General features: G+C 77.1%; 16 protein-coding genes. 12 read left to right on the top strand and 4 right to left on the bottom strand.

Annotation, left to right across the window (positions count from 1 at the left end; translation table 11 throughout):
- Positions 1-74 precede the first annotated feature (74 nt).
- The 4 genes from ACA361_RS34555 to ACA361_RS34540 are packed head-to-tail and all read left to right on the top strand — an operon-like array spanning position 75 to position 4,310.
- Positions 75-1,262, top strand: coding sequence for a CaiB/BaiF CoA transferase family protein (locus ACA361_RS34555; RefSeq protein ID WP_375019128.1), 1,188 nt, complete (start codon positions 75-77; stop codon positions 1,260-1,262).
- Positions 1,259-2,098 carry an HpcH/HpaI aldolase/citrate lyase family protein gene (locus ACA361_RS34550; RefSeq protein WP_375019127.1) on the top strand — a complete coding sequence of 280 codons (840 nt, stop codon included), beginning with the start codon at positions 1,259-1,261 and terminating at the stop codon, positions 2,096-2,098. Before ACA361_RS34555 ends, ACA361_RS34550 begins: the two co-directional genes overlap by 4 nt.
- Positions 2,098-2,919 carry a cyclase family protein gene (locus tag ACA361_RS34545; protein WP_375019125.1) on the top strand — a complete coding sequence of 274 codons (822 nt, stop codon included), beginning with the start codon at positions 2,098-2,100 and terminating at the stop codon, positions 2,917-2,919. Before ACA361_RS34550 ends, ACA361_RS34545 begins: the two co-directional genes overlap by 1 nt.
- On the top strand, positions 2,916-4,310 hold the full coding sequence (locus ACA361_RS34540) for an MmgE/PrpD family protein (RefSeq protein WP_375019123.1): 1,395 nt from the start codon (positions 2,916-2,918) through the stop codon (positions 4,308-4,310). The genes ACA361_RS34545 and ACA361_RS34540 overlap by 4 nt, the downstream gene beginning before the upstream one ends.
- A gap of 56 nt (positions 4,311-4,366) precedes the next feature.
- Here ACA361_RS34540 and ACA361_RS34535 read toward each other — a convergent pair whose 3' ends face one another.
- The gene (locus tag ACA361_RS34535; RefSeq protein WP_375019121.1) at positions 4,367-4,891 is read right to left on the bottom strand and encodes a hypothetical protein; all 525 of its coding nucleotides are present in this window, start codon (positions 4,889-4,891) and stop codon (positions 4,367-4,369) included.
- A 126-nt stretch (positions 4,892-5,017) separates the two neighbouring features.
- Entirely contained in the window at positions 5,018-5,425 is a 408-nt protein-coding gene (locus tag ACA361_RS34530; RefSeq protein ID WP_375019120.1) for a cupin domain-containing protein, read from the bottom strand.
- 52 nt (positions 5,426-5,477) lie between these two features.
- On the opposite strand from ACA361_RS34530, the gene ACA361_RS34525 reads away from it, so the two are divergent.
- Positions 5,478-6,440: a helix-turn-helix domain-containing protein gene (locus ACA361_RS34525; RefSeq protein WP_375019118.1), complete on the top strand. Its 963-nt coding sequence runs from the start codon at positions 5,478-5,480 to the stop codon at positions 6,438-6,440.
- Between the two features lie 43 nt (positions 6,441-6,483).
- On the opposite strand, the gene ACA361_RS34520 is transcribed toward ACA361_RS34525, so the two are convergent.
- Positions 6,484-7,176 (bottom strand): HAD family hydrolase, encoded by a 693-nt coding sequence (locus ACA361_RS34520; RefSeq protein ID WP_375019116.1) that lies wholly within the window; start codon positions 7,174-7,176, stop codon positions 6,484-6,486.
- Positions 7,177-7,222: 46 nt separating this feature from the next.
- Positions 7,223-9,274, bottom strand: coding sequence for an NAD-dependent DNA ligase LigA (ligA, locus tag ACA361_RS34515; protein WP_375019115.1), 2,052 nt, complete (start codon positions 9,272-9,274; stop codon positions 7,223-7,225).
- Between the two features lie 124 nt (positions 9,275-9,398).
- On the opposite strand from ligA, the gene ACA361_RS34510 reads away from it, so the two are divergent.
- The 7 genes from ACA361_RS34510 to ACA361_RS34480 all read left to right on the top strand — a co-directional run bounded on the left by ACA361_RS34510 (position 9,399) and on the right by ACA361_RS34480 (position 19,980).
- A complete protein-coding gene (locus ACA361_RS34510) occupies positions 9,399-9,914 on the top strand; it encodes a PadR family transcriptional regulator (RefSeq protein WP_375019113.1) in 516 nt (171 codons plus the stop codon).
- Between the two features lie 2 nt (positions 9,915-9,916).
- The gene (locus tag ACA361_RS34505; RefSeq protein ID WP_375019111.1) at positions 9,917-10,645 is read left to right on the top strand and encodes an ABC transporter ATP-binding protein; all 729 of its coding nucleotides are present in this window, start codon (positions 9,917-9,919) and stop codon (positions 10,643-10,645) included.
- Complete coding sequence (locus ACA361_RS34500) at positions 10,645-12,375, top strand: FtsX-like permease family protein (RefSeq protein ID WP_375019109.1); 1,731 nt, start codon at positions 10,645-10,647, stop codon at positions 12,373-12,375. The genes ACA361_RS34505 and ACA361_RS34500 overlap by 1 nt, the downstream gene beginning before the upstream one ends.
- 54 nt (positions 12,376-12,429) lie before the next feature.
- Complete coding sequence (locus ACA361_RS34495) at positions 12,430-16,509, top strand: HEAT repeat domain-containing protein (RefSeq protein ID WP_375019107.1); 4,080 nt, start codon at positions 12,430-12,432, stop codon at positions 16,507-16,509.
- 62 nt (positions 16,510-16,571) lie between these two features.
- The gene (locus ACA361_RS34490; RefSeq protein ID WP_375019106.1) at positions 16,572-17,237 is read left to right on the top strand and encodes a TetR/AcrR family transcriptional regulator; all 666 of its coding nucleotides are present in this window, start codon (positions 16,572-16,574) and stop codon (positions 17,235-17,237) included.
- A 191-nt stretch (positions 17,238-17,428) separates the two neighbouring features.
- Positions 17,429-18,373, top strand: coding sequence for an ATP-binding cassette domain-containing protein (locus ACA361_RS34485; protein ID WP_375019104.1), 945 nt, complete (start codon positions 17,429-17,431; stop codon positions 18,371-18,373).
- A complete protein-coding gene (locus ACA361_RS34480) occupies positions 18,370-19,980 on the top strand; it encodes an ABC transporter permease (RefSeq protein WP_375019102.1) in 1,611 nt (536 codons plus the stop codon). Before ACA361_RS34485 ends, ACA361_RS34480 begins: the two co-directional genes overlap by 4 nt.
- Positions 19,981-20,173: the final 193 nt, after the last annotated feature.

Below are 20,173 nucleotides of genomic sequence, written 5' to 3'. Positions count from 1 at the left end.
GGCCGAGCACCCGCGGCGCGCCCAGCGCGCGCCCGCCACGGGACCGGCAGGCCGGCAGGAAGGCAGGTACGCCCATGACGGGGGCTTTGTCCGGAATCCGGGTCCTCGACACGGCCACGCTGTTCGCCGGCCCGCTCGCCGCGACGCTGCTGGCGGACTACGGGGCCGAGGTCGTCAAGATCGAGCACCCCAAGGGCGACCCGGTGCGCACCCACGGCGCCCAGCGCGACGGCGTCGGCCTGTGGTGGAAGATGCTCGGCCGCGGCAAGAAGGCGATGACGCTCTACCTCGGCTCCCCCGAGGGCCAGGAGATCTTCCGCCGGATGGTCGCCGACGCCGACGTGGTGATCGAGAACTTCCGGCCCGGGACGCTGGAGCGCTGGGGCCTCGGCCCGGCGGAGCTGCACGAGATCAACCCGCGGCTGGTGGTGGCCCGGGTCACCGGCTTCGGGCAGACCGGCCCGTACGCCAAGCGGCCCGGCTTCGGCACGCTGGCCGAGGCCATGAGCGGGTTCGCCGCGATCACCGGCGAGCCGGACGGCCCGCCGACCCTGCCGCCGTTCGGGCTCGCCGACGGGATCGCCGCGCTCAGCACGGCGTTCGCGGTCATGACCGCGCTGCGGGCGCGCGAGACCACCGGCCGCGGCCAGGTGGTCGACCTGGCGATCATCGAGCCGATCCTGACCCTGCTCGGCCCCCAGATCATCACCTACGACCAGCTCGGCGAGCTCCAGGAGCGCACCGGCAACCGGTCCCACAACAACGCGCCGCGCAACACGTACCGGACCAGCGACGGCAAGTGGGTCGCGATCTCCACCAGCGCCCAGTCGATCGCCGAGCGGGTGATGCGGCTGGTCGGGCGGCCCGAGTTCATCGACGAGCCCTGGTTCGCCTCCGGCGCGGAGCGGGCGAAGCACGCCGACGAGCTGGACGAGGCCGTCGGCTCCTGGATCGCCCGGCGCGACCGGGACGAGGTCGTGAAGGCGTTCGAGGAGGCGCAGGCCGCCGTCGCGCCGATCTACGACGCCTCCGACGTCATGGCCGACCCGCAGTTCCGGGCGCTGGGCACGATCGCGACCGTCCCGGACGACGAGCTGGGCCCGGTGAAGATGCAGAACGTGCTCTTCCGGCTCTCGGAGACCCCGGGCCGGATCGAGTCGGCCGGCCCGCCGCTCGGCCGGCACACCGAGGAGATCCTCGCCCGGTACGGCGTGGACGGCGATCGGCTGGAAGAGCTGCGCGCCAAGGGCGTGGTCAAGTGACCCCGCCCGCGGCGGGGCCGCCCGTCCGGACCTGGCTGTACGTCCCGGGCGACCGGCCGGACCGCATCGGCAAGGCCCTGGCGGGCGCGGCCGACGCGGTGATCCTCGACCTGGAGGACGCCGTCGGCCCGGCGGCCAAGGACGGCGCGCGCCGTACCGTGCTGGAGACCCTCGCGGAGCGGCGGGCGTACGTGCGGATCAACGCGCCGGCCACCCCCGAGGGCGCCGCCGACGTCGCGGCCCTGGCCCGCGAGCCCGGCGCCCTGGCGGGCGTGCGGATCCCCAAGTGCGAGGACCCGGGCGAGCTGGCCCGGACGGCCGACGCGCTCGGCGTGCCGGTGTTCCCCGTCCTGGAGTCGGCCCTCGGCGTGGAGAACGCCTTCGCGCTGGCCACCGCGCACGAGCTGGTCGCGGGGATCTCGCTGGGCGAGGCCGACCTGTCGGCCGACCTGCGCGCCACCGGGCGCGAGGCGCTGGCGTGGCCGCGCTCCCGGATCGTGGTCGCGGCCCGCGCGGCGGGGCTGCCGAGCCCGGCGCAGAGCGTGTGGACCGCCGTCCGCGACCTGGACGGCCTGCGCGCCGACACCGGGGCGGGCCGGGCCGCCGGGTTCTTCGGCCGCTCGGTCATCCACCCCGCGCAGATCCCCGTCGTGCACGAGGTCTGCGCGCCCGACCCCGGCGAGACCGCGTGGGCGCGGGACCTGGTGGAACGGCTCGAGACGGCCACCGAGGCGGCCTGGATCGACGCCGACGGACGATTCGTCGACAAGGCGGTCGTGGAGCGGGCCCGCTGGCTCCTCGCGCTCGCCGGCACGGAAGGAAACGGACGACACTGATGACCGACACTCGCGATCCCCTCCTGGCGGCCGTCGCCGGCGGGGTGCGGACGATCGAGCTCGGCCAGCCGCACTTCACCGGCATGCCCTGCTCCCCCAACCACCCCGGCTTCCGGATGACGCTCATCCGCCGCCACGGCGACATGACGCGCCCCGACGGGGGCTCCGCCGCCAACGAGATCATCGTGACCGGCGGCCACGTCGGCACCCACATCGACGCGCTCTCGCACGTCAGCCACGACGGGAAGCTGCACGGCGGGATCGACGCCGCCGAGGCGCAGCAGGGCGGCGTGTTCCGCGAGCACGGCGCCGAGAACCTGCCCGCGCTGCTGCGCCGCGGCGTCCTGCTGGACGTCGCCGCCGTCCACGGCGTGCCGACGCTGCCGCCCGGGTACGGCGTCACCGCCGCGGACCTGGACCGGGCCGCCGAGCGCGCGGGCGCCGAGCCCGGCGCGGGCGACGTCGCGCTGATCCGCACCGGCTGGGCCCGCGGCTTCGGGGACGCCACCGCGTACATGGGCAAGGAGACCGGCGTGCCCGGCGCCACCGTCGAGGCCGCGAAGTGGCTCGCGGCGCGCGAGGTCGTCGCGACCGGCGCCGACACCACCGCCTACGAGCAGATCCCGGCGGGCGCGGGGCACGCGGTGCTGCCCGTCCACCGCGTCCTGCTGGTCGAGTCGGGGATCTTCATCATGGAGCACCTGAACCTGGAGGCGGTCGCCGGGGAGGGCGTGCACGAGTTCGTGTTCATGCTCGCCCCGCTGCGCATCGTCGGCGGCACCGGCTCCCCGGTCCGGCCGCTCGCGGTGGTGAGCGCGTGACCACCTACGTCCGGCGCCTCGCCGAGCTCGCCGCCGGGGTGCGCGACCGCGGCCTGCCCGCCGAGCTGCGCGCCGACGCCGCCCGCCGTGTCCTGGACGTCCTGGGCAACAGCCTGGCGGCCACGTCCGAGCGGCCCGCCGAGGCGGTCGGCGCGCTGGTCGCCGAGTGGGGCGGGAACGGCCGCGCCACCGCGATCGGCACCGGCGGGCGGCTCCCCGAGCCCAGCGCCGCCCTGCTGAACGGCACCCTCGCCCACTCGCTCGACTTCGACGACACGCACCTGCCGTCGGTGCTGCACCCGTCCGCGTCCGTCGTCCCGGCGGCGCTGGCGGTGGCCGAGTCGCGCGGCGCGACCGGCGCCGCGCTGCTCGACGCGATCGGCGCGGGCGTCGAGATCGCCGTCCGGGTGGGCATGGCCGGCTACGACGAGCGGCTCGGCAACTCGGTCTTCTTCGAGCGCGGCCTGCACGCCACCGCCATCTGCGGCGCCCTGGGCGGCGCCGCCGCCGGGGCGATGCTGTCGGGGCTGTCCGCCGGCGGCATCGCGGACGCGATGGGGATCGCGTCCAGCATGGGCTCCGGCCTGCTGGAGGCCAACCGCACCGGCGGCACGGTCAAGCGCGTCCACTGCGGCTGGGCCGCCCACGCCGCCGTCACCGCCGCCGGGCTCGCCCGGACCGGGATCACCGGCCCGCCGACCGTGCTGGAGGGCCGCTTCGGGCTGCTGCGGGCGTTCTGCGGCGACCAGGCCGACCCGGAGGCGATGACCCGCGGGCTGGGCGAGGACTGGGAACTGCCGGGGATCTTCTTCAAGCCGTACCCGTGCAACCACTTCACCCACGCCGGCATCGACGCGGCCCTGCGGCTGCGCGCCCGGAACGTGGACCCGGACGCGATCGAGTCCATCGAGCTGGGCGCCCCCACGGCCGTCCTCCGCACGATCGGCGAGCCGCGCGAGGACAAGATCAGGCCGAAGTCGGGCTACCACGCGGCGTTCTCCGGGCCGTACACCGTGGCGGCGGCGCTGCTCGGCGGCGGCGGCCTCGGGCTGTTCCACGAGGACTTCACCGACGCGGCGGCAGCCGACCCGGCCCGGCTCGCGCTGGCCGCGAAGGTCCGCTGCGTCCCGGACGCCCGGTGCGACGAGATCTTCCCGCACCAGTTCCCCGCCGTGCTGCGCGTCGCGTTGCGCGGCGGCGAGCTCCTGGAGGAGCGCGTCGACAACAACCGCGGCGGGCCCGGGAACCCGCTGTCGGCCGAGGAGCTGGCGACCAAGTTCCGGCTGAACGCGGCCCGGCGCGTCCCGGCCGAGCGGGCGGACCGGATCACCGAGCTGACGTACGGGCTCGGCGACCTGGCCGACCTCGGGCGGCTCACCGCCCTGCTGTGACCGCGCGTGCGCCCGGCTCGCGCGGAGCCGGGCGCACGCGTCACCGGGTCATCCGGTCACCGCCGGGCGGCCCCGTACAGCGACCCGCCGAGCAGCACGGCGCCGGACAGGACGCCGCTGACGAACGGGATCCACTCCGCCGCCGACACCGCGGCCATCACCATCCCGGCCGCGCCCAGCCCGGTCAGCAGCACCCCCGGCACCGCGATGGCGCGCCGCTTCCAGATCGGCGCGAGCGCGACGAAGTGCAGCCCGACGACCAGCGCGATCCAGGCGACGTTGACCTGCTGCGGCGCGTCCAGGGCCCGCAGGACCGCGATCCCGCCGAAGATCAGCGCGAACTCGGCGACCACCACCAGCCCGAACCTCGGCCCGAACCAGCCCGGCCGCGCGGCACCGCGGTGGTCCTCTCCGCGCCGGTCCGTGCGGAATCCGGTGACGACCACGGCGCCCAGGCACAGCACCGCGAGGACGCGCAGCGCGATGCCCGCGGGGCCCGGCAGGGGCTCGCCCGCGTTGGCGAGCACGAACGCCGTTCCGAAACCCGAACCGACCAGCAAACCGAGCAATTGCGGAGACATCCGGGTGATCTTACTCGCGGCGGGCGCCTCCGCCCGCCCGGGTGGGCGTGCGCCCGTGCCGGCCGTCCTGCTGCGTCCGGAAGGCCGCGCGCACTTCGCCCGCGAGCGCCCCGCCCGGCAGGGCCCCTACGCGCCGGCGGGTCCGGTGAGGGCATGGCCGCGGGTGGCGTCGACATGGGCGGGCACGGCCTCGTGCCGGTCCCCCACGCTCAGCGTCCCGGCCGGCTCGAACATCAGGATCGAGGCCCCGCCGGGCGAGGACGGCCGGTGCTCGACGCCGCGCGGGACGACGAACACCGACCCCGTGCCCAGCCGGACGCTCCGCTCGGACCCGTCCTCGCGCAGGGCGATGTCCAGCTCGCCGCCGAGCACCAGGAAGAACTCGTCGGTGCCGTCGTGGGCGTGCCAGACGTGCTCGCCCTCGACCTTGGCGATGCGCACGTCGGAGTCGTTCACCCGGGCCACGATCCGGGGGCTCCAGATCTCGGTGAACGAGGCCAGCGCGGCCTCCAGTTCGATCGGTTCGTCGCTCATGGGACCACCCTGCCGGGTGGCCGTGCCGGGCGGTGAGTGCTAGGAATCGCATATGCCGCAAGAATCCTCGCACCGGGTCGTGGTGATCGTCGACGCCGGCTCGAACCCGTTCGAGTTCGGCGTGGCCACCGAGCTGTTCGGCCTCCGCCGGCCCGAGCTGGACCGGCCCTGGTACGACTTCGAGGTCTGCGCCCCCGCGGGCGCGGCGGTCATGCACGCGGGGATGTTCACGATGACCGGCGTCGCGGACCTGTCGGCCGCGGACCGCGCCGACACCGTGATCGTCCCCAACCGGCCCGACCCGGACACGGACCCGGCGCCGGAGGTGCTGGACGCGATCCGGCGCGCCGCCGCGCGCGGCACCCGCCTGGTGAGCTTCTGTACCGGCGCGTTCGCCTTGGCCGCGGCGGGCGTGCTCGACGGCCGCCCGGCCACCACCCACTGGCGCTGGGCGGAGCCGTTCCGCGCCCGCTTCCCGGCCGTGGACCTGCGTCCGGACGTGCTGTTCGTCGACGACGGCGACGTGCTGACCGCCGCCGGCAGCGCCGCCGCGCTGGACCTCGGGCTGCATCTCGTCCGCCGCGACCACGGCGCCGAGGTCGCCAACGCCGTGGGGCGCCGGCTGGTGTTCGCCGGTCACCGCGACGGCGGCCAGCGGCAGTTCGTCCAGCGGCCCGTGCCCGCGATCCCCGACACGTCCCTGGCGCCCGTCCTCGCCTGGGCGCAGGAGCGCCTGGACCGCCCGCTGACCGTCGCCGCCCTCGCGGCCCGCGCGGCCGTCAGCCCGGCCACCCTGCACCGGCGCTTCCAGGCCGAGCTCGGCACCACCCCGCTCGTCTGGCTCACCGCCGAACGCGTCGCCCTGGCCTGCCGCCTCCTCGAACGCGGCGAACTCCGCCTGGACGCCGTGGCCCGCGCCGCCGGCCTGGGCACCACCGCCAACCTCAGAACCCACCTCCACCGCCACACGGGCCTCACGCCCTCCGCCTACCGCCACCGCTTCGCAAGGCACTGACCCGGCCCCGCCCACCGCCCGCTCCGGGGTGGGCGGGGCGGGGTCAGCCGTTTTCGTCGGGGAGCAGGGTGGCCAGCAGGGCGGGGAGGCCGGTGAGGGTGGTGATGCGGTGCACGCCGTGCGGTACGGGGGACGGGGTGCGGGCGCGGTCGATCCAGATGCCGGTGAGGCCGGCGTCCCGGGCGGCGGCGGCGTCCAGGTCCGGCCGGTCGCCGACGTAGGCGACGGCGGCCGGAGGCAGGTCCAGTGCGGCGCAGGCCGCGCGGAACGCGGACGGGTCGGGCTTGGCGCAGCCGAGGGTGTCCGAGCACAGGAGCACCTCGAAGTGGTGGCGCAGGCCCAGGACCGCCATCCTGCGCTCCTGGTGCGCGGTGCTGGAGTTGGAGAGGATCCCCTGCCGGAACGGCAGCGCGGCGAGGGTCGCCGCCGCGTCGGGGAACGCCGTCCACGCCGCCTCGAACAGGGCGGTGTAGCGGCCGAGCCAGGCGTCCGCCGCCGGGCCGCTCAGCGCCCGGCCGGTGAAGCCGCGCACCCGTTCGCGCTGGTACTCCTCGTACGTCAGCTCCCCGAGCGCCAGCCGCCCGTACGCGGCCGAGGTCGCCCGCCGCCAGCGCTCGAACGCCGCCTCGCCGGACGGCAGGCCCTCCGCCTCGAAGTGCCGCGACAGGGCCAGCCGGTCCGAGCCGGAGTAGTCGAAGAGCGTGTCGTCGACGTCCCACAGCACGGCCTCGATCACGCCCCCGACCGTAGCCGATCTTGAGCCGGCGGTGCGGCCCGCCGGCTCAGAGGTGCTCCTTGACGCGGGCGGCGAACTCGTCCGGGGTGATGATCTCGATCTCCAGCTTCTCGGCCTTGGCCTTCTTGGAGCCGGCCTTCTCGCCGGCGACCAGGAGGGAGGTGCGGGCGGAGACGGAGGACGACGCCTTGCCGCCGGCGCGCTCGATGAGCTCGTTCATCTCGTTGCGGGACAGGTCGGCCAGGGGGCCGCTCATGGAGCCGGTGACGACGACGGACATGCCCGAGAGGGGCAGGGCCTCGGTGGCGGCGGGCTCCGCGCCGGGGGGCGTGGCGCCGGGCTCGGCCATGTTGACGCCGGCCGCGGCGAGCTTGTCGATGAGGGGGGCCAGCTCGGCGATCTCGGCGACCAGGACGGGCGCCTTCTCCGGGCCGATGCCGTCGACCTCCTGGAACGCCTCGGCGTCGGCGGCGCGGATCTCGTCCATGGTGGCGAAGTGGCGGGCGATCCGGCGCGACATGGAACGGCCCGTGCCGCGCACGCCGAGCGCGCAGAAGACCTTGTTGAGCGGCTTGGACTTGGCGCCCTCGATGGCCGCGAGGAGGTTGTCGGTGCTGGTCTCGCCCATCCGGTCGAGTTCGAGCAGCTCGTCGCGGCCGAGGGTGAACAGGTCGGCGAAGTCGGCGATGAGGCCGGCCTCGACCAGCTGGTCGATGCGGTTCTCGCCCAGGCCCTCGATGTCGAGCTGGTCGCGGCCGACGGCGTAGCGGACCGAGGCGATGGCGTGGCAGGCGCGGCCCTGGGAGCAGCGCCAGCGCTTCTGGGAGTCGTCGATCCCGCCGCCGCAGCGGGGGCAGGACGCGGGGATCGGGATCGGTGTCTCGCCGCCGGTGCGCAGGTGCGCGACCGGGGCCTCGACGCGCGGGATGACGTCGCCGGCCTTGTAGACGGTGACATGGTCGCCGATCTTGAGGTCGCGGCGGGCGATGTCGCCGGCGTTGTGCAGGGTGGCGTAGGTGATCACCGAGCCGTCCACCTCGACCGGCTCCAGGACGGCGCGGGGCGCGATGATGCCGGTGCGGCCGACGTTCCACTCCACGTCCAGCAGCCGGGTGATCTTCTCGGTGGCGGGCAGCTTGTACGCGGTCGCCCAGCGGGGCGCGCGCGAGGAGTTGCCGGCCTGCTCCTGGTCGGCGGCCAGATCTGCCTTGATCACGATGCCGTCGATGCCGAACTCCAGCTCGGCGCGCAGCGCGGCGATCCGCTCCACCCGCTCCTGGATCCCCGCGACGTCCTCGCGCACGACGCCGGCGACCGGGGTGGCGGCGCTGGTGTGGGCGCCCCAGGCGGCGATCCGGGTCATGATCTCGCTGTGCGGGAGGGTCCGCAGCTCGGGGAGCGAGTCGTCCATCGGGAGGGCGCCGTAGGCGAAGAAGGTCATCTCCACCTGGTAGTCGCGGTCGCGGGCGCGCAGCGAGCCGGCGGCGGCGGACCGGGGGTTGGCGAACGCCGGGTGGCCCGCGCCCGTGCGCGCCGTGTTGGCCTCCTCGAACTGGGCGTGCGTCATCAGCACCTCGCCGCGCAGCTCGACGGTGACGGGCTCGGCCAGCCGGCCGGGCAGGCCGACGATCATGCCGATGCCGTGCGAGACGTCCTCGCCGGCGGCGCCGTCGCCGCGGGTGACCAGCTGGACGAGGCGGCCGTCGCGGTAGCGCGCCGAGATCGCCAGGCCGTCGAGCTTGGGCTCCACGCTCCACCGCTCCACCGGGCGGCCGAGCCGGCGCTCCAGGCCGGCGGCCCAGCTCTCCAGGCCCTCGGCGGAGAAGACGTTGTCGAGGCTCAGCATCGGGACCGTGTGCGGCACGTCGCCGACCACCGCTCCCCCGGCGACCTTGCCGGTGGGCGAGTCCGGGAGGACGTGGTCGGGGTGGGCGGCCTCGTACTCCGCGATGCCGCGCACGAGGCGGTCGTAGGAGTCGTCGTCGAGCGCGGAGTCGCCCGCGCCGTAGTAGGCCGCGGCGGCGGCGACGGCCGTCTCGACGGCGTCGGCGTACGCGGCCTGGTCGCTGATCTCGGCGCTGCCCGGAGTCTCGCTCATGCCCTCATCGTCTCGCGCGCCTACGACAAAATCACCGCAGGTCATCCGGGTCGCGCCGGGTCCGGTTTGACCCCCGATCTGGATAACGGTTAGCTATGGTCCTGTCGTCAGGGAGGAGCCCGCCGTGCAGGACGTGGTGCTCGCGCTGCTCGCCAAGGAGCCCTCGCACGGGTACGAGCTGCGCGCCCGGCTCCAGGAGGCGCTCGGGCCGCTGGGCGAGGAGCTCAACGCCGGCCAGGTGTACGTGACGCTGCGCCGGCTGGCGAAGGCGGGGCTCGTGGAGGCCCGGGTCGTCGGCCAGTCCGACCGGCCCGACCGCAAGGTCTACGAGCTCACCCCGGCGGGCCGCGAGCGGGTCGCGGCCTGGCTGGCGGACGTGAGCTGGGGCCGGCCGGCGCCCGCGGAGTTCCACCTCAAGCTGGTCGCCGCCGCCCTGTCCCGGCTCGCCGACCCGGTCGCCGTCGTCGACGCGCAGCGGCGCGAGCTGCTGCGCCGCCTCGCCGACGTGCAGCGGGCGGCGCTCGCGCAGCCCGCCGGCTCGGGCGCCGCGCTGCTCCTGGAGGGGACCGCGCTGCGGCTGCGGGCCGACCTGACGTGGCTGGAATCGTGCGCGGCCCACTGGTCGGCGAGAGAGGACTGAACGTGGACTACATCCTGCGGGCCCGCGGCCTGCGCAGGCACTACGGCACGGGGGCGTCGCTGGTGCGCGCCGTCGACGGCGTCGACCTGGCGGTCGCGCCCGGCGAGGCGGTGGGCGTCGTCGGCGCGAGCGGCTGCGGGAAGTCCACGCTGCTGCACCTGCTGGGCGGGCTCGACCGGCCCGACGGCGGCGAGCTGTGGCTGGCCGGGCGGCGCATCGACGGGCTGCCGGAGACGGCGGCGGCGCGGCTGCGGCGCCGCGCGATCGGCTTCGTGTTCCAGTCGTTCCACCTGGTCGACGAGCTGACCGCCCGCGAGAACGTCGAGCTGCCCGCGCTGCTGGCGGGCGCGTCCCGCCGCGCCGCCCGGCTCCGGGCGGCCGAGCTGCTCGACCGGGTCGGCCTGGCCCGCCGCGCCGGGCACCTGCCGGCGGAGCTGTCGGGCGGCCAGCGGCAGCGGGTCGCGGTGGCCCGCGCCCTGGTGAACGACCCGCGGCTGCTGCTGGCCGACGAGCCGACCGGCAACCTCGACAGCGCCGCCGCGACCGACGTGCTGCGGCTGTTCGACGCGCTGCGCGCTGAGGGCCGCACGCTCGTCATCGTCACCCACGACTCCCGGGTGGCCGCCGCCACCGACCGGCTGATCACCATGCGGGACGGCGCGTTCGCCGGCCAGACCGTCCTCGCCCGCCGCGCCCCCGCCCTGGGCGCCCTCACCGGGCTGGACGTCTGATGGGCCGCGTCGTCGCCCGGCTGGCGCTGCGGGACCTGCGGCGGCGGCGGGCGCAGGCCGTGCTGCTGCTGATCGTCATCGCCGCCACGACCACCACGCTCACGCTCGGGCTCCTCGTCCGGGACGTCGCCGGCGCGCCCTGGGACCGGACCCGGGCGGCGACCGCCGGGCCGGACGCGGTGGCGACCGGCGACGCCCGCACGCTCGCCGCGCTCGCCAAGGCGCCCGGGGTCGCGGAGGCCGCCCGCCCCTTCCCCGCCGTGAGCGGGAAGCTGCGCGTGCGCGGCGTCACGGTCAACGCGGTCGTCCACGGCCGCGACACCGCCCCCGCGCGCCTCGACCGCCCGCGGGTCACCGAGGGCCGCTGGATCTCCCGCGGCTCGGCGGTGGTGGAACGGGCCTTCGCCGAGGCCCTGGGCGTCCGCCCCGGCGACCGGATCGAGGTCGCGGGACGGAGCTTCCCGGTCGCCGGCATCGCGATCACCAGCGGCCGGGTCCCGTACCCGTCGGCCACGCCCGGCCTGGTGTGGCTGACCCGCGCCGACACCGCCCGGCTCCCCGCCGGCGGGGAGCCGCGCCTCACCATGCCGCTGCGCCTGGCCGATCCGGCCGCCGCGCCCGCCTTCGCCGCCGCGCACGAGGACGTGCGGTCCTGGCAGGACATGGGCTCGTACGCCACCGCCGAGCTGCACCTGGCGAACGGCACGCTGCTCGGCGGCACGTGGGCGCTGGCGATCCTGGCCGGGATGAGCGTGGCGCTGCTGGTCGGCGGCCGGCTGGCCGAGCAGGGCCGGCGGGTCGGGCTGCTGAAGGTGGCGGGCGCGACCCCGGCGACGGTCGCGGCGGTGCTGCTGGCCGAGCATCTGGCGATCGCGGTCGCGGCGGCCGTTCTCGGCGTCCTCGGCGGCTGGGCCGCCGCGCCCCTGCTCACCGCCCCCAACGCCGGGCTCCTGGACGCCGGGACGCCCTCGCCGTCGCCCGCCACCGTCCTGATCGTCCTGGCGGTCGCGCTCGGCGTGACGGCGGCGGCCACGGCCGTCCCGGCCCTGCGCGGGGCCCGGCTGAGCACGGTCCGCGCGCTCACCGATCCGGTGCGCGGGCCGCGCCGGTCCCGGTGGGCGGCGGTGTTCACGGGCCTGCCGCTGCCGCTGCCCCTGCTGCTCGGCGCCCGGATCGCCGCGCGCCGCCCGCGCCGGACGGTGCTGGCCGGGCTGAGCATGACGGTGACGGTGGCGATGGTCGTGGCGGCGCTGGCCATGCACCGCGACGTGGACCGCAAGGACGCCGGGCTCCTCGGACCGGACTTCGTGCCCGGCGCGGGCAATCCGGTCACCGAGCGGCTGAGCCAGATCGTCCTGGTGATGTCGGCCGCGCTGCTGCTGCTCGCCGGGGTGAACGCCGTGCTGACGGCCTGGACGGCCGCGCTCGACAACCTCCGCACCGCCGCGCTCACCCGGGCGGTCGGCGGGACGCCCCGGCAGGTGACCACCGGGCTGGCCGCCGCCCAGCTGCTGCCCGCCGCGGCGGCGGCGCTCGGCGGCATCCCGCTGGGCCTGCTGGTGTACGCGGCGGCGCGCACGCTCGGCGGTTCGGGGGCGTCGGCCGGCGTGCCCGCCCTCTGGCTGGCGGCGGTGCTCCCGGCGACGCTGGCCGCGGTCGCGCTGCTGACCGCCGTACCGGTCCGGTACGGGGCGACGCGGCCGGTCACCGAGGCGCTCGGCGCTCCCTGACGCGGCCGGACGACCGATCGATCGGCCCCGTGACCGGACCTAGTATCGGCCGGTATGGCTCCAGATCACGGGGATTGGGACGCGTCGCCCGAGGCGGCGCTGGCGGCGGCCCGGCGGTACCTGCGGGCCCCGGGCCCGGGGCCCTGGCCGCGGTGGCGGGAGGCGGACCTGCCAGTGCCGGTGCGGATCGCCTGGCTGCGGGCCGAGATCGCCCGCGATCCGGCGGCCGCGGCGGGCGAGCCGGCCGGGGAGGTCCTCTACCAGGCCGTGCACGGGCTGGAGGCGCTCGACGCCGCCGATCCCGAGGGCCTCGTGCGGGCGCTGGCCGGCCGGGACGATCCGGTGCTGCGCGCGGAGGCGCTGCGGCTCACCCGCGAGGCCGTGCGGGCGGCGCTGCTCGCGCCCGCCCGCGCCCGGGCCGTCCTGCCGGTGCTGCTCGCGGAGGGCTCCCCGCCCGGCGTCGTCGAGGGGGCTCTGCGGGAGCTGGCCGCGCCGTGGGCGGCGCTCGATCCGCTGCCCGGCGACCGGTTCGCCCGGTTCCTCGATCATCCGGCGGTGGCCGGGGCCGCGGTCGAGGCGGCGGCGCGGCACGGCCGCGCGGACGTGCTGCGCGCCGCGGCCGCCGATCCGGGCGGGCCGCCCGCGCCGCGGCGCCGGGCGATGGAGCTGCTGGGCGGGCTGGCGTCCCGGGCCGACGTGGGCGGGCTCGTGGAGATCGCCGGCACGGACCCGCTGCTGCTCGCCGGTCCCGCCGTCCGGTGCCTGCGGGAGATGCACGTCCGCGGGCACTTCCCGGGCGACGAGCACGTCCCCGCGATCGTCGCCCTGGCGCTCGCGGACCACACCGTCGACGCCGGGGACGTCGCCACGGTCCTCTACACCTCGCGGCGCGCCCTCCTGGACGAGCTGGCGGGCGCGGGCCCGGCCGGCCCCGGCCTGCCGCGGCGGCTGGAGCTGCTGGTGGCGCTGGCGGCACAGGGCACCGGCGGCCTTCCGGTCGGCGCGGCCGTCGCCGGGTTCCTGGCCGGCGCGCCGGATCCGGGCCCGGTCCTGGAGGCGATCCGGGCGCTGCGGTACGAGGCCGCCGAGGACGCCGTCCTGGCCGCGCTGCCCCGCGCGCCGGCCGCGGCGCTGGGCGCGCTGGAAGCCGTGGGCGGCGAGCGGACGGCCGCCTTCCTGCACGGGGCGCTCGGCCTGGCGGGAGGCACCGCCGCCGCGTACCTCGTGCCGGTACGGCACCGCGCGCTCGAACTCCTGTGGCACCTCACCGACGACCCCGGGGAGCGGCACGCCCTGCTCGCCCGGCTCGACCCGCGCGACCTGCCGGCGCGGATCGCGTCCGACCTCGGCCGGCCCGATCCCCGCGAGCTGGAGCCGCTGCGCGCCGGCCTGGACCCGGACCGCCCGGTGGAGGCGCTGCGCCGGCTGGCGCGCCACGGCGACGCCGGCACCGTGCCGGTCCTGGCCGATCTGCTGCTGACCGTGGCGGCGCGCGAGCCGCGGATCCCGCCCGAGGCCCTGGCCGCGCTGCGCGGCCTGGGCGAGCGGCTGCACGAGCGGGGCGCGCTCCGGCCGCACTGCCTGCTGGACGCGGCCGGCGCGGAGGAGGCGGGGAACGCGCTGGCGGCGAGCGTACTCCTGGACCTGCTGGACGACCCGGGGCTGTCGGCCGCCGAGCGGGCGGTGCTGCTGGAGGCGCTGCTCGACGTCCCGTACGGCGGGACCCGCGCGCGCGTGCACCCGCTGCTGCGCGACCGGGACCGGCACGTCCGCAAGCACGCGATCGCGCTGCTCGCCGGCGATCCGGGCGGGCACGGCGCGCGGGCGCTGGCGGCGAGCCTGGTGACGCTCACCAGGGCGGGCGACGCGCAGACCGTGCGGCAGGCGGTGGTCGCGCTGGGGCGGGCGGGCGCGAGCGGCGCCGCGGCGGCGGTCGCGGACCTGCTCGACCACCCCAACATGAACGTCAAGAAGGCCGCCGCCGAGGCGCTGGTCCACGCGGGCTCGCCGGCGGCGGTGCCGAAGCTGCTGTCCTGGCTCGGCCGGCACGACAACCCGGGCCTGCGCGAGTCGATCGGCACGGCCCTGCGCGCGATCCTCGGGGACGCGCACACCGCCACCCTCGTCGCCGCGGCGGACGGCGCCGCCGGCGAGCGCGCCCGCGGCCTGCTGGTGCGCGCCCTGGCCGGGCACGTTCCGGAGCGGGCGGCCCGGGCGCTGGCGGCCCAGGGCTCCCCGGCCGGGCGGGCGCTGCTGGGGCTCCTGCCGGAGGCGGCGGCACCGGCCGGGCCGCTGGACGAGCTGGCCGCCGGGGGCTGGCACGCCGGGACGGCGCGGCGGGCCGTCGACCTGCACGAGCGCGACCCCGGCGCGCTGGACCGGCCGCGCCGGCCGGAGCGGCTGCGGGCGATGCTCGCGCACTGGCTCGACCTGGCCGCCGCCGCGGACGGCCGCCGCGACGCGGTGCTGCGGCTGGCCCTGCGGCTCTGCCCGCCGCCGTGGACTGGCGCCGAGCTGGACGCCTTCGCCCGGTCGGCGGGCACCCTCGCCGACGGCCTCGCCGGGATCGGTGACTCGCACCGCGACCGGCTGCTGGCGGTGCTCGGCGAGGCGGTGCCGCGGCTGCCCGCCGCCGGGGCGCTGGAGATCGCGGCGCGGGTGCGGGCGCTGCCGCCGGCGGGGCGGGCGACGCTGTCGCTGCTGCGCCGGTGCGGCGCCGTCCTGACCCGCGCCGACCTGGACCGGGCGCTCGCGGCGGCGCCGGGCGGCGAGGAGGCGGTCCTGCGGGAGGCGTTCGGGCTGGAGCCCCGGCCACCGGAGGGCCACGGCCTCGACTCGCGCGACCGCCTCGACGAGCTGATCACCGCGTTCCCGGGCGGAGGCGCGGCGGCGCGCGGGGCGCTGCTGGAGCGGATGCTGGAGCTGCAGCCGCTCGGCGCACCGCCGTGGACGCTCGGGGAGGAGGCGCGGCGGCCGCGGGAGCCCGCCCGCGCGCCGCGCGCCGGCGACCTGGACCAGCCCCGCTCGGCGGCGCAGCGCGACCGCCTGCTGGCGATGCTGGACGATCCCGGCCGGTCCGCTGCCGCCGCGCGCGCCCTGCTGGAGTGGCCCGAGCCGGGCGTCCGCGAGGCCGTCCTGCGCGCCTTCCTCCAGGGCCGCGCCGGCGTGCCGGTCACCGCCGCTCTCGCCGGCGCCCTGAACGGCCTGCCCCTGGACGAGCTGCGCACCGGCGATCCCGGGGTCCGGGAACGGGCGGCCCGCGCCGCCGCCAAGCTCGATCCGCCTCACCTGGCGCGGCTGGTGCCGCTCCTGCTGGAGTGGTGGAAGGAGGATGAGGGCACGGGCCAGGCGGCCCGGCAGGCGCTGCGGGCGGCGGACGCGGACGCGGTGGCCGCGGCCCTGGGCGGCGATCTCGACGCCGGGAACTGGGGCGTGCTCGGCCTCGTCGCGGGCCGCCCGCTGCTGCGCACGCCCGTCCTGGAACGGGCCCGGCGGCGGCTGCTCGACGCCGGGCTCGCGGACCGGGCGGCGGACCTGGTGCTGGTGGACGGCCCGTTCCGGGATCCGGAGGCGGCGCGCGCGGACGCCGCCGCGCTGGCCGCGCTCCGCGACCGTTCCGGGCCGGCCCCGGCCCGGGAGCCGCGCCCGTCTCGGAAGGCGCTGTTCCGGACGGCCCGCACGGGGGCGCCCGAGGAGGCGCGGCGGGCGCTGACGCTGCTCGCCGAGGAGCACGACGAGACGGCGGGCGGCGTCCCCGGGTTCGGCGGGCTGCTGGCCGACCTGATCGGCGGCTCTTCCCCGCGGGTGCGCCTGCACGCCCACCGGATCGCCCGCCGGGTGCTGGACCGGCCCGCCTACCTGGAGCGGACGGCGCTGCTGCTGGACGATCCGCGGCCCGACGTCGTCCGCTCGGCGGTCCGGACGCTGGCCCACGGGGGCTGGACGCCGGCGGTCCCGGACCTGGTCGGGCTGCTCGCCGACGGCCGGCCGGCGGTGCGCCGGGCGGCCGCGGACGGCCTGGTGCTGCTCGGCGACGCGGCGGTGCCGGCGCTGCGGCACGCGGCCGGGCGGGCGCGCCCGGACCGGAGGCGTCTTTACGCGTCCTTGATGGAGAGGATCGCCGCGGCCCCTTGAACTCGGCCCCATGGGGCTGTACAACTGTATTGGAAGCTGAACAGTTGTATTGGAGGCACGCGGTGGCGGGGGACGAGGACCTGACGGCGAGGGCGCGCATCAGGGACGCCGCGCTCGAGCAGTTCGCCGCCCACGGCGTCAAGGGGACGACCATCCGCGGCGTCGCCGAGGCCGCCGGGGTCTCGCCCGGCCTCGTCCAGCACCACTTCGGGTCCAAGGATGGGCTGCGCGCGGCCTGCGACGAGTACGCCATCGACGCCCTCGTGACCAACAAGAAGAAGGCGCTCGACGGCGGGATGGGCGACCCCGGCTTCCTCGCGCTGGCGATGCGGACCGGGATCCCCGTCCAGCGCTACCTCGCCCGGGCCCTGGTCGACGGGTCGCCGGGCGCGGCCCGGTTCTTCGACGAGGCGGTCGCCTTCAGCGAGGAGATCCTCGCCGAGCCCGGCGACCTCCTGAACAAGCCGACCACCTCCGACCTGCGCGCCTACGCCGCCGTCCTGACCACGATGTCGTTCGGCGTGCTGGTGCTGCACGAGCACCTGCACCGCAGCCTCGGCGCCGATCCGCTGACGATGGAGGGCTACCCCCGGCTGGGCCGGGCGATGTTCGACATCCTCACCGACGACCTGCTCCCGCCCGAGCTGGTCGAGCAGGCCAGGGCCGCGATGGACCGGCTGCCGGGCGGCGAAGGGCAGGCGGACGAGGAAGGGCAGGCGGGCGGGTGATGGGCCCGCGCATCTCCACCTCGCACGCCGCGGCCCGCAAGGCCGACCCGGACCCGCCGGCGCCGCCGCGCCCCCGGTTCCCATCAGGTACGCGGCACGGCCGGCCGGCCCCCCTGCCCTAGCGGGCGGTCATGGGGGCGGCGGTCGCGTGCCCGCCGATCCGCTCCCCCCGAGACAAGAGGTCCGCCACCATGACCGCATCAGCGAACGACACGCCCATCTCCGTATCCGGCCTCGTCAAGACGTTCGGCCGCACCCGCGCCCTCGACGGCCTCGACCTGACCGTCCGCGCCGGCGAGGTGCACGGCTTCCTCGGCCCGAACGGCGCCGGGAAGTCCACCACCATCCGCGTCCTGCTGGGCCTGCTGCGCGCCGACGCCGGCACCGCCCGGCTGCTGGGCGGCGACCCCTGGAAGGACGCCACCGCGCTGCACCGGCGGCTGGCGTACGTGCCCGGCGACGTCACCCTGTGGCCCAACCTGTCCGGCGGCGAGGTCATCGACCTGCTCGGCCGGATGCGCGGCGGGCTGGACCCGCGCCGCAAGGCCGACCTGCTGGAGCGCTTCGAGCTCGACCCGAAGAAGAAGGGCCGCGCCTACTCCAAGGGCAACCGGCAGAAGGTCGGCCTGGTCGCCGCGCTGGCCTCCGACGCCGAGCTGCTCATCCTGGACGAGCCGACCTCGGGCCTGGACCCGCTCATGGAGGAGGTCTTCCAGGACTGCGTCCGGCAGGAGCGGCGGGACGGGCGCACCGTGCTGCTGTCCAGCCACATCCTGTCCGAGGTCGAGGCGCTCTGCGACCGGATGACGATCATCCGCAACGGCGTCGCGGTCGAGACCGGGACGCTCGCCGACCTGCGGCACCTGACCCGCACCTCCATCGACGCCGAGCTGGCCGCCCCGCCCAACGGCCTGTCGTCCCTGGCCGGCGTGCACGACATGCGGGTCGACGGCAACCGGGTGCGCTGCGAGGTCGACACCAGCAGGCTCGACGAGGTGCTGCGGCAGCTGGTCGCGACCGGCGTGCGCAGCCTGTCCAGCCGCCCGCCGACGCTGGAGGAGCTGTTCCTGCGGCACTACAAGGACGAGCTTCCCGCCGGCGCCGGCACCGGGGAGAGCAAGGAGTCCGTGCGATGACCGCGCTCACCGGAACCGGCGGGCTGGCCCGCCTGATCCTGCGGCGCGACCGGTTCCTGATGCCGGTCTGGGCGCTGTTCCTCGGCCTGCTGCCGCTCAACTTCGTGGCCGCGAGCGAGGAGCTCTACCCCACCGCCGCCGACCGGCTGAACTACGCCCGCACCACCGGGGAGTCCCCGACGTTCCTGGCGCTGTACGGGCCGATGCACGACACCTCTATCGCCGCGATCGTCGCGCAGCGCTCCGGGTTCATCCCGGTGATGGTGGCGCTGTTCTGCGCGCTGACGGTCGTGCGCCACACCCGTACCGAGGAGGAGGCCGGGCGGCGCGAGCTGCTCGGCGCCACCGTCCTCGGCCGCGGCGCGGACCTGGCCGCGGCGCTGCTGGTGACCGGCGGGGCCGCGCTCGCGATCGGGATCGTCCTGGCCGGCGGCATGACCGCGATGGGCATGCCCGCCGCCGGGTCGGTCGCGTTCGGCCTCCAGCTGACCCTGGCGGGCTGGGTGTTCGCGGCCGTCGCGGGCGTCGCCGCGCAGCTCTCCGAGGGCGCCGGCGCGGCGCGCGGCATCGCGATCACCGCGCTGGGCGGGGCGTTCGTGGTGCGGATGGCCGCCGACGTCGGCGGCGCCGGCAACGGGCTGTCCTGGCTGTCGTGGCTGTCCCCGCTCGGCTGGGGCACCCGCCTCCAGGCGTACGGCGGCGAGCGGTGGTGGGTGGCGGCCGTCCCCGCCGTGGCCGTCGTCCTGCTCGTCGCCGCCGCCGCGTACCTGACCGCGCACCGCGACGTCGGCGCCGGGATCCTGCCGCCCCGGCCGGGCCCGGCGGAGGCCGCGCCGTCGCTGCGCGGGCCGATCGGCCTGGCCTGGCGGCTGCACTCGCGCGGCCTGTACGGCTGGCTCGCCGGCTTCGCCGCGCTGGGCGTGGTGTGGGGCGGCGTCGCCGGGACCGTCCGGGACATGGTCGCCGACAACCCCGACCTGGAGGAGATCTTCGCCCGGCTCGGCGGCGGGACGGGCGGCATCGTGGACGTCTACTTCGGCACCGTCATGGGGATGATGGGCGTGATCGCGGCCGGGTACGCGGTGTCGGCGACGCTGAAGATGCGGTCCGAGGAGACCGCGCAGCGCGCCGAGCCCGTCCTGGCGACGGCGGTCGGCCGGGTCCGGTGGGCGGCCTCCCACCTGGTGTTCGCGCTGCTGGGCACGGCGCTCGTGCAGGCGGTCGGCGGCCTGGCCACCGGGCTGACGCACGGGCTGAACACCGGTGACCTGGGCGGGCAGCTGCCCCGGGTGACGGCGGCGGCGCTCGCGCAGCTGCCGGCGGTGTGGCTGGTCGCGGCGGTCACGCTGGCGATCGTCGGCCTGGCCCCGCGGTTCAGCGCGGCCGGCGGCTGGGGCGTGCTCGCCGTGGCGGCGGTCCTGACGCTGTTCGGCGGCGCGTTCCAGGCCGACCAGTGGCTGCTGGACGTCTCGCCGTTCACCCACATCCCGAAGCTGCCCGGCCAGGACGCGGAGCTCGCGCCGTTCGCCTGGCTGACCGCGCTGGTCCTGGCCGCCGGCGCGGCCGGGCTGGCCGGCCTGCGCCGCCGGGACCTGACCCTGGGCTGACCCGCGGCCGGCGCGGCGGCGGGAGGCGGGCGTCCGCCCCCGCCGCCGCGCAGCCCGCGAACCGGGGCTAGATCGTTGATGGGGGTTTGCGGAACCGGTCGCGGGCATGGCGAAGGGCGCCCATGATCAGTGTGTGAAGACAAACCTGGACGCCCTTCTGACCGCACTCTATGTCCATCTGGACGACCATGTC

The organism is Actinomadura sp. 21ATH, from assembly GCF_041951345.1.
Taxonomy (GTDB): Bacteria; Actinomycetota; Actinomycetes; order Streptosporangiales; family Streptosporangiaceae; genus Spirillospora.
Note: the sequence above shows the minus strand (reverse complement) of the source record. Positions and strands in the feature narration are given on the sequence as shown.

Bases quoted from the DNA above. Each gene is read 5' to 3' on its own strand.
- ACA361_RS34535 (WP_375019121.1), bottom strand. From the start codon at position 4,891: ATGTCTCCGCAATTGCTCGGTTTGCTGGTCGGTTCGGGTTTCGGAACG.
- ACA361_RS34500 (WP_375019109.1), top strand. From the start codon at position 10,645: ATGGGCCGCGTCGTCGCCCGGCTGGCGCTGCGGGACCTGCGGCGGCGG.
- ACA361_RS34495 (WP_375019107.1), top strand. From the start codon at position 12,430: ATGGCTCCAGATCACGGGGATTGGGACGCGTCGCCCGAGGCGGCGCTG.
- ACA361_RS34545 (WP_375019125.1), top strand. From the start codon at position 2,098: ATGACCGACACTCGCGATCCCCTCCTGGCGGCCGTCGCCGGCGGGGTG.
- ACA361_RS34525 (WP_375019118.1), top strand. From the start codon at position 5,478: ATGCCGCAAGAATCCTCGCACCGGGTCGTGGTGATCGTCGACGCCGGC.
- ACA361_RS34485 (WP_375019104.1), top strand. From the start codon at position 17,429: ATGACCGCATCAGCGAACGACACGCCCATCTCCGTATCCGGCCTCGTC.
- ligA (WP_375019115.1), bottom strand. From the start codon at position 9,274: ATGAGCGAGACTCCGGGCAGCGCCGAGATCAGCGACCAGGCCGCGTAC.
- ACA361_RS34480 (WP_375019102.1), top strand. From the start codon at position 18,370: ATGACCGCGCTCACCGGAACCGGCGGGCTGGCCCGCCTGATCCTGCGG.
- ACA361_RS34530 (WP_375019120.1), bottom strand. From the start codon at position 5,425: ATGAGCGACGAACCGATCGAACTGGAGGCCGCGCTGGCCTCGTTCACC.
- ACA361_RS34555 (WP_375019128.1), top strand. From the start codon at position 75: ATGACGGGGGCTTTGTCCGGAATCCGGGTCCTCGACACGGCCACGCTG.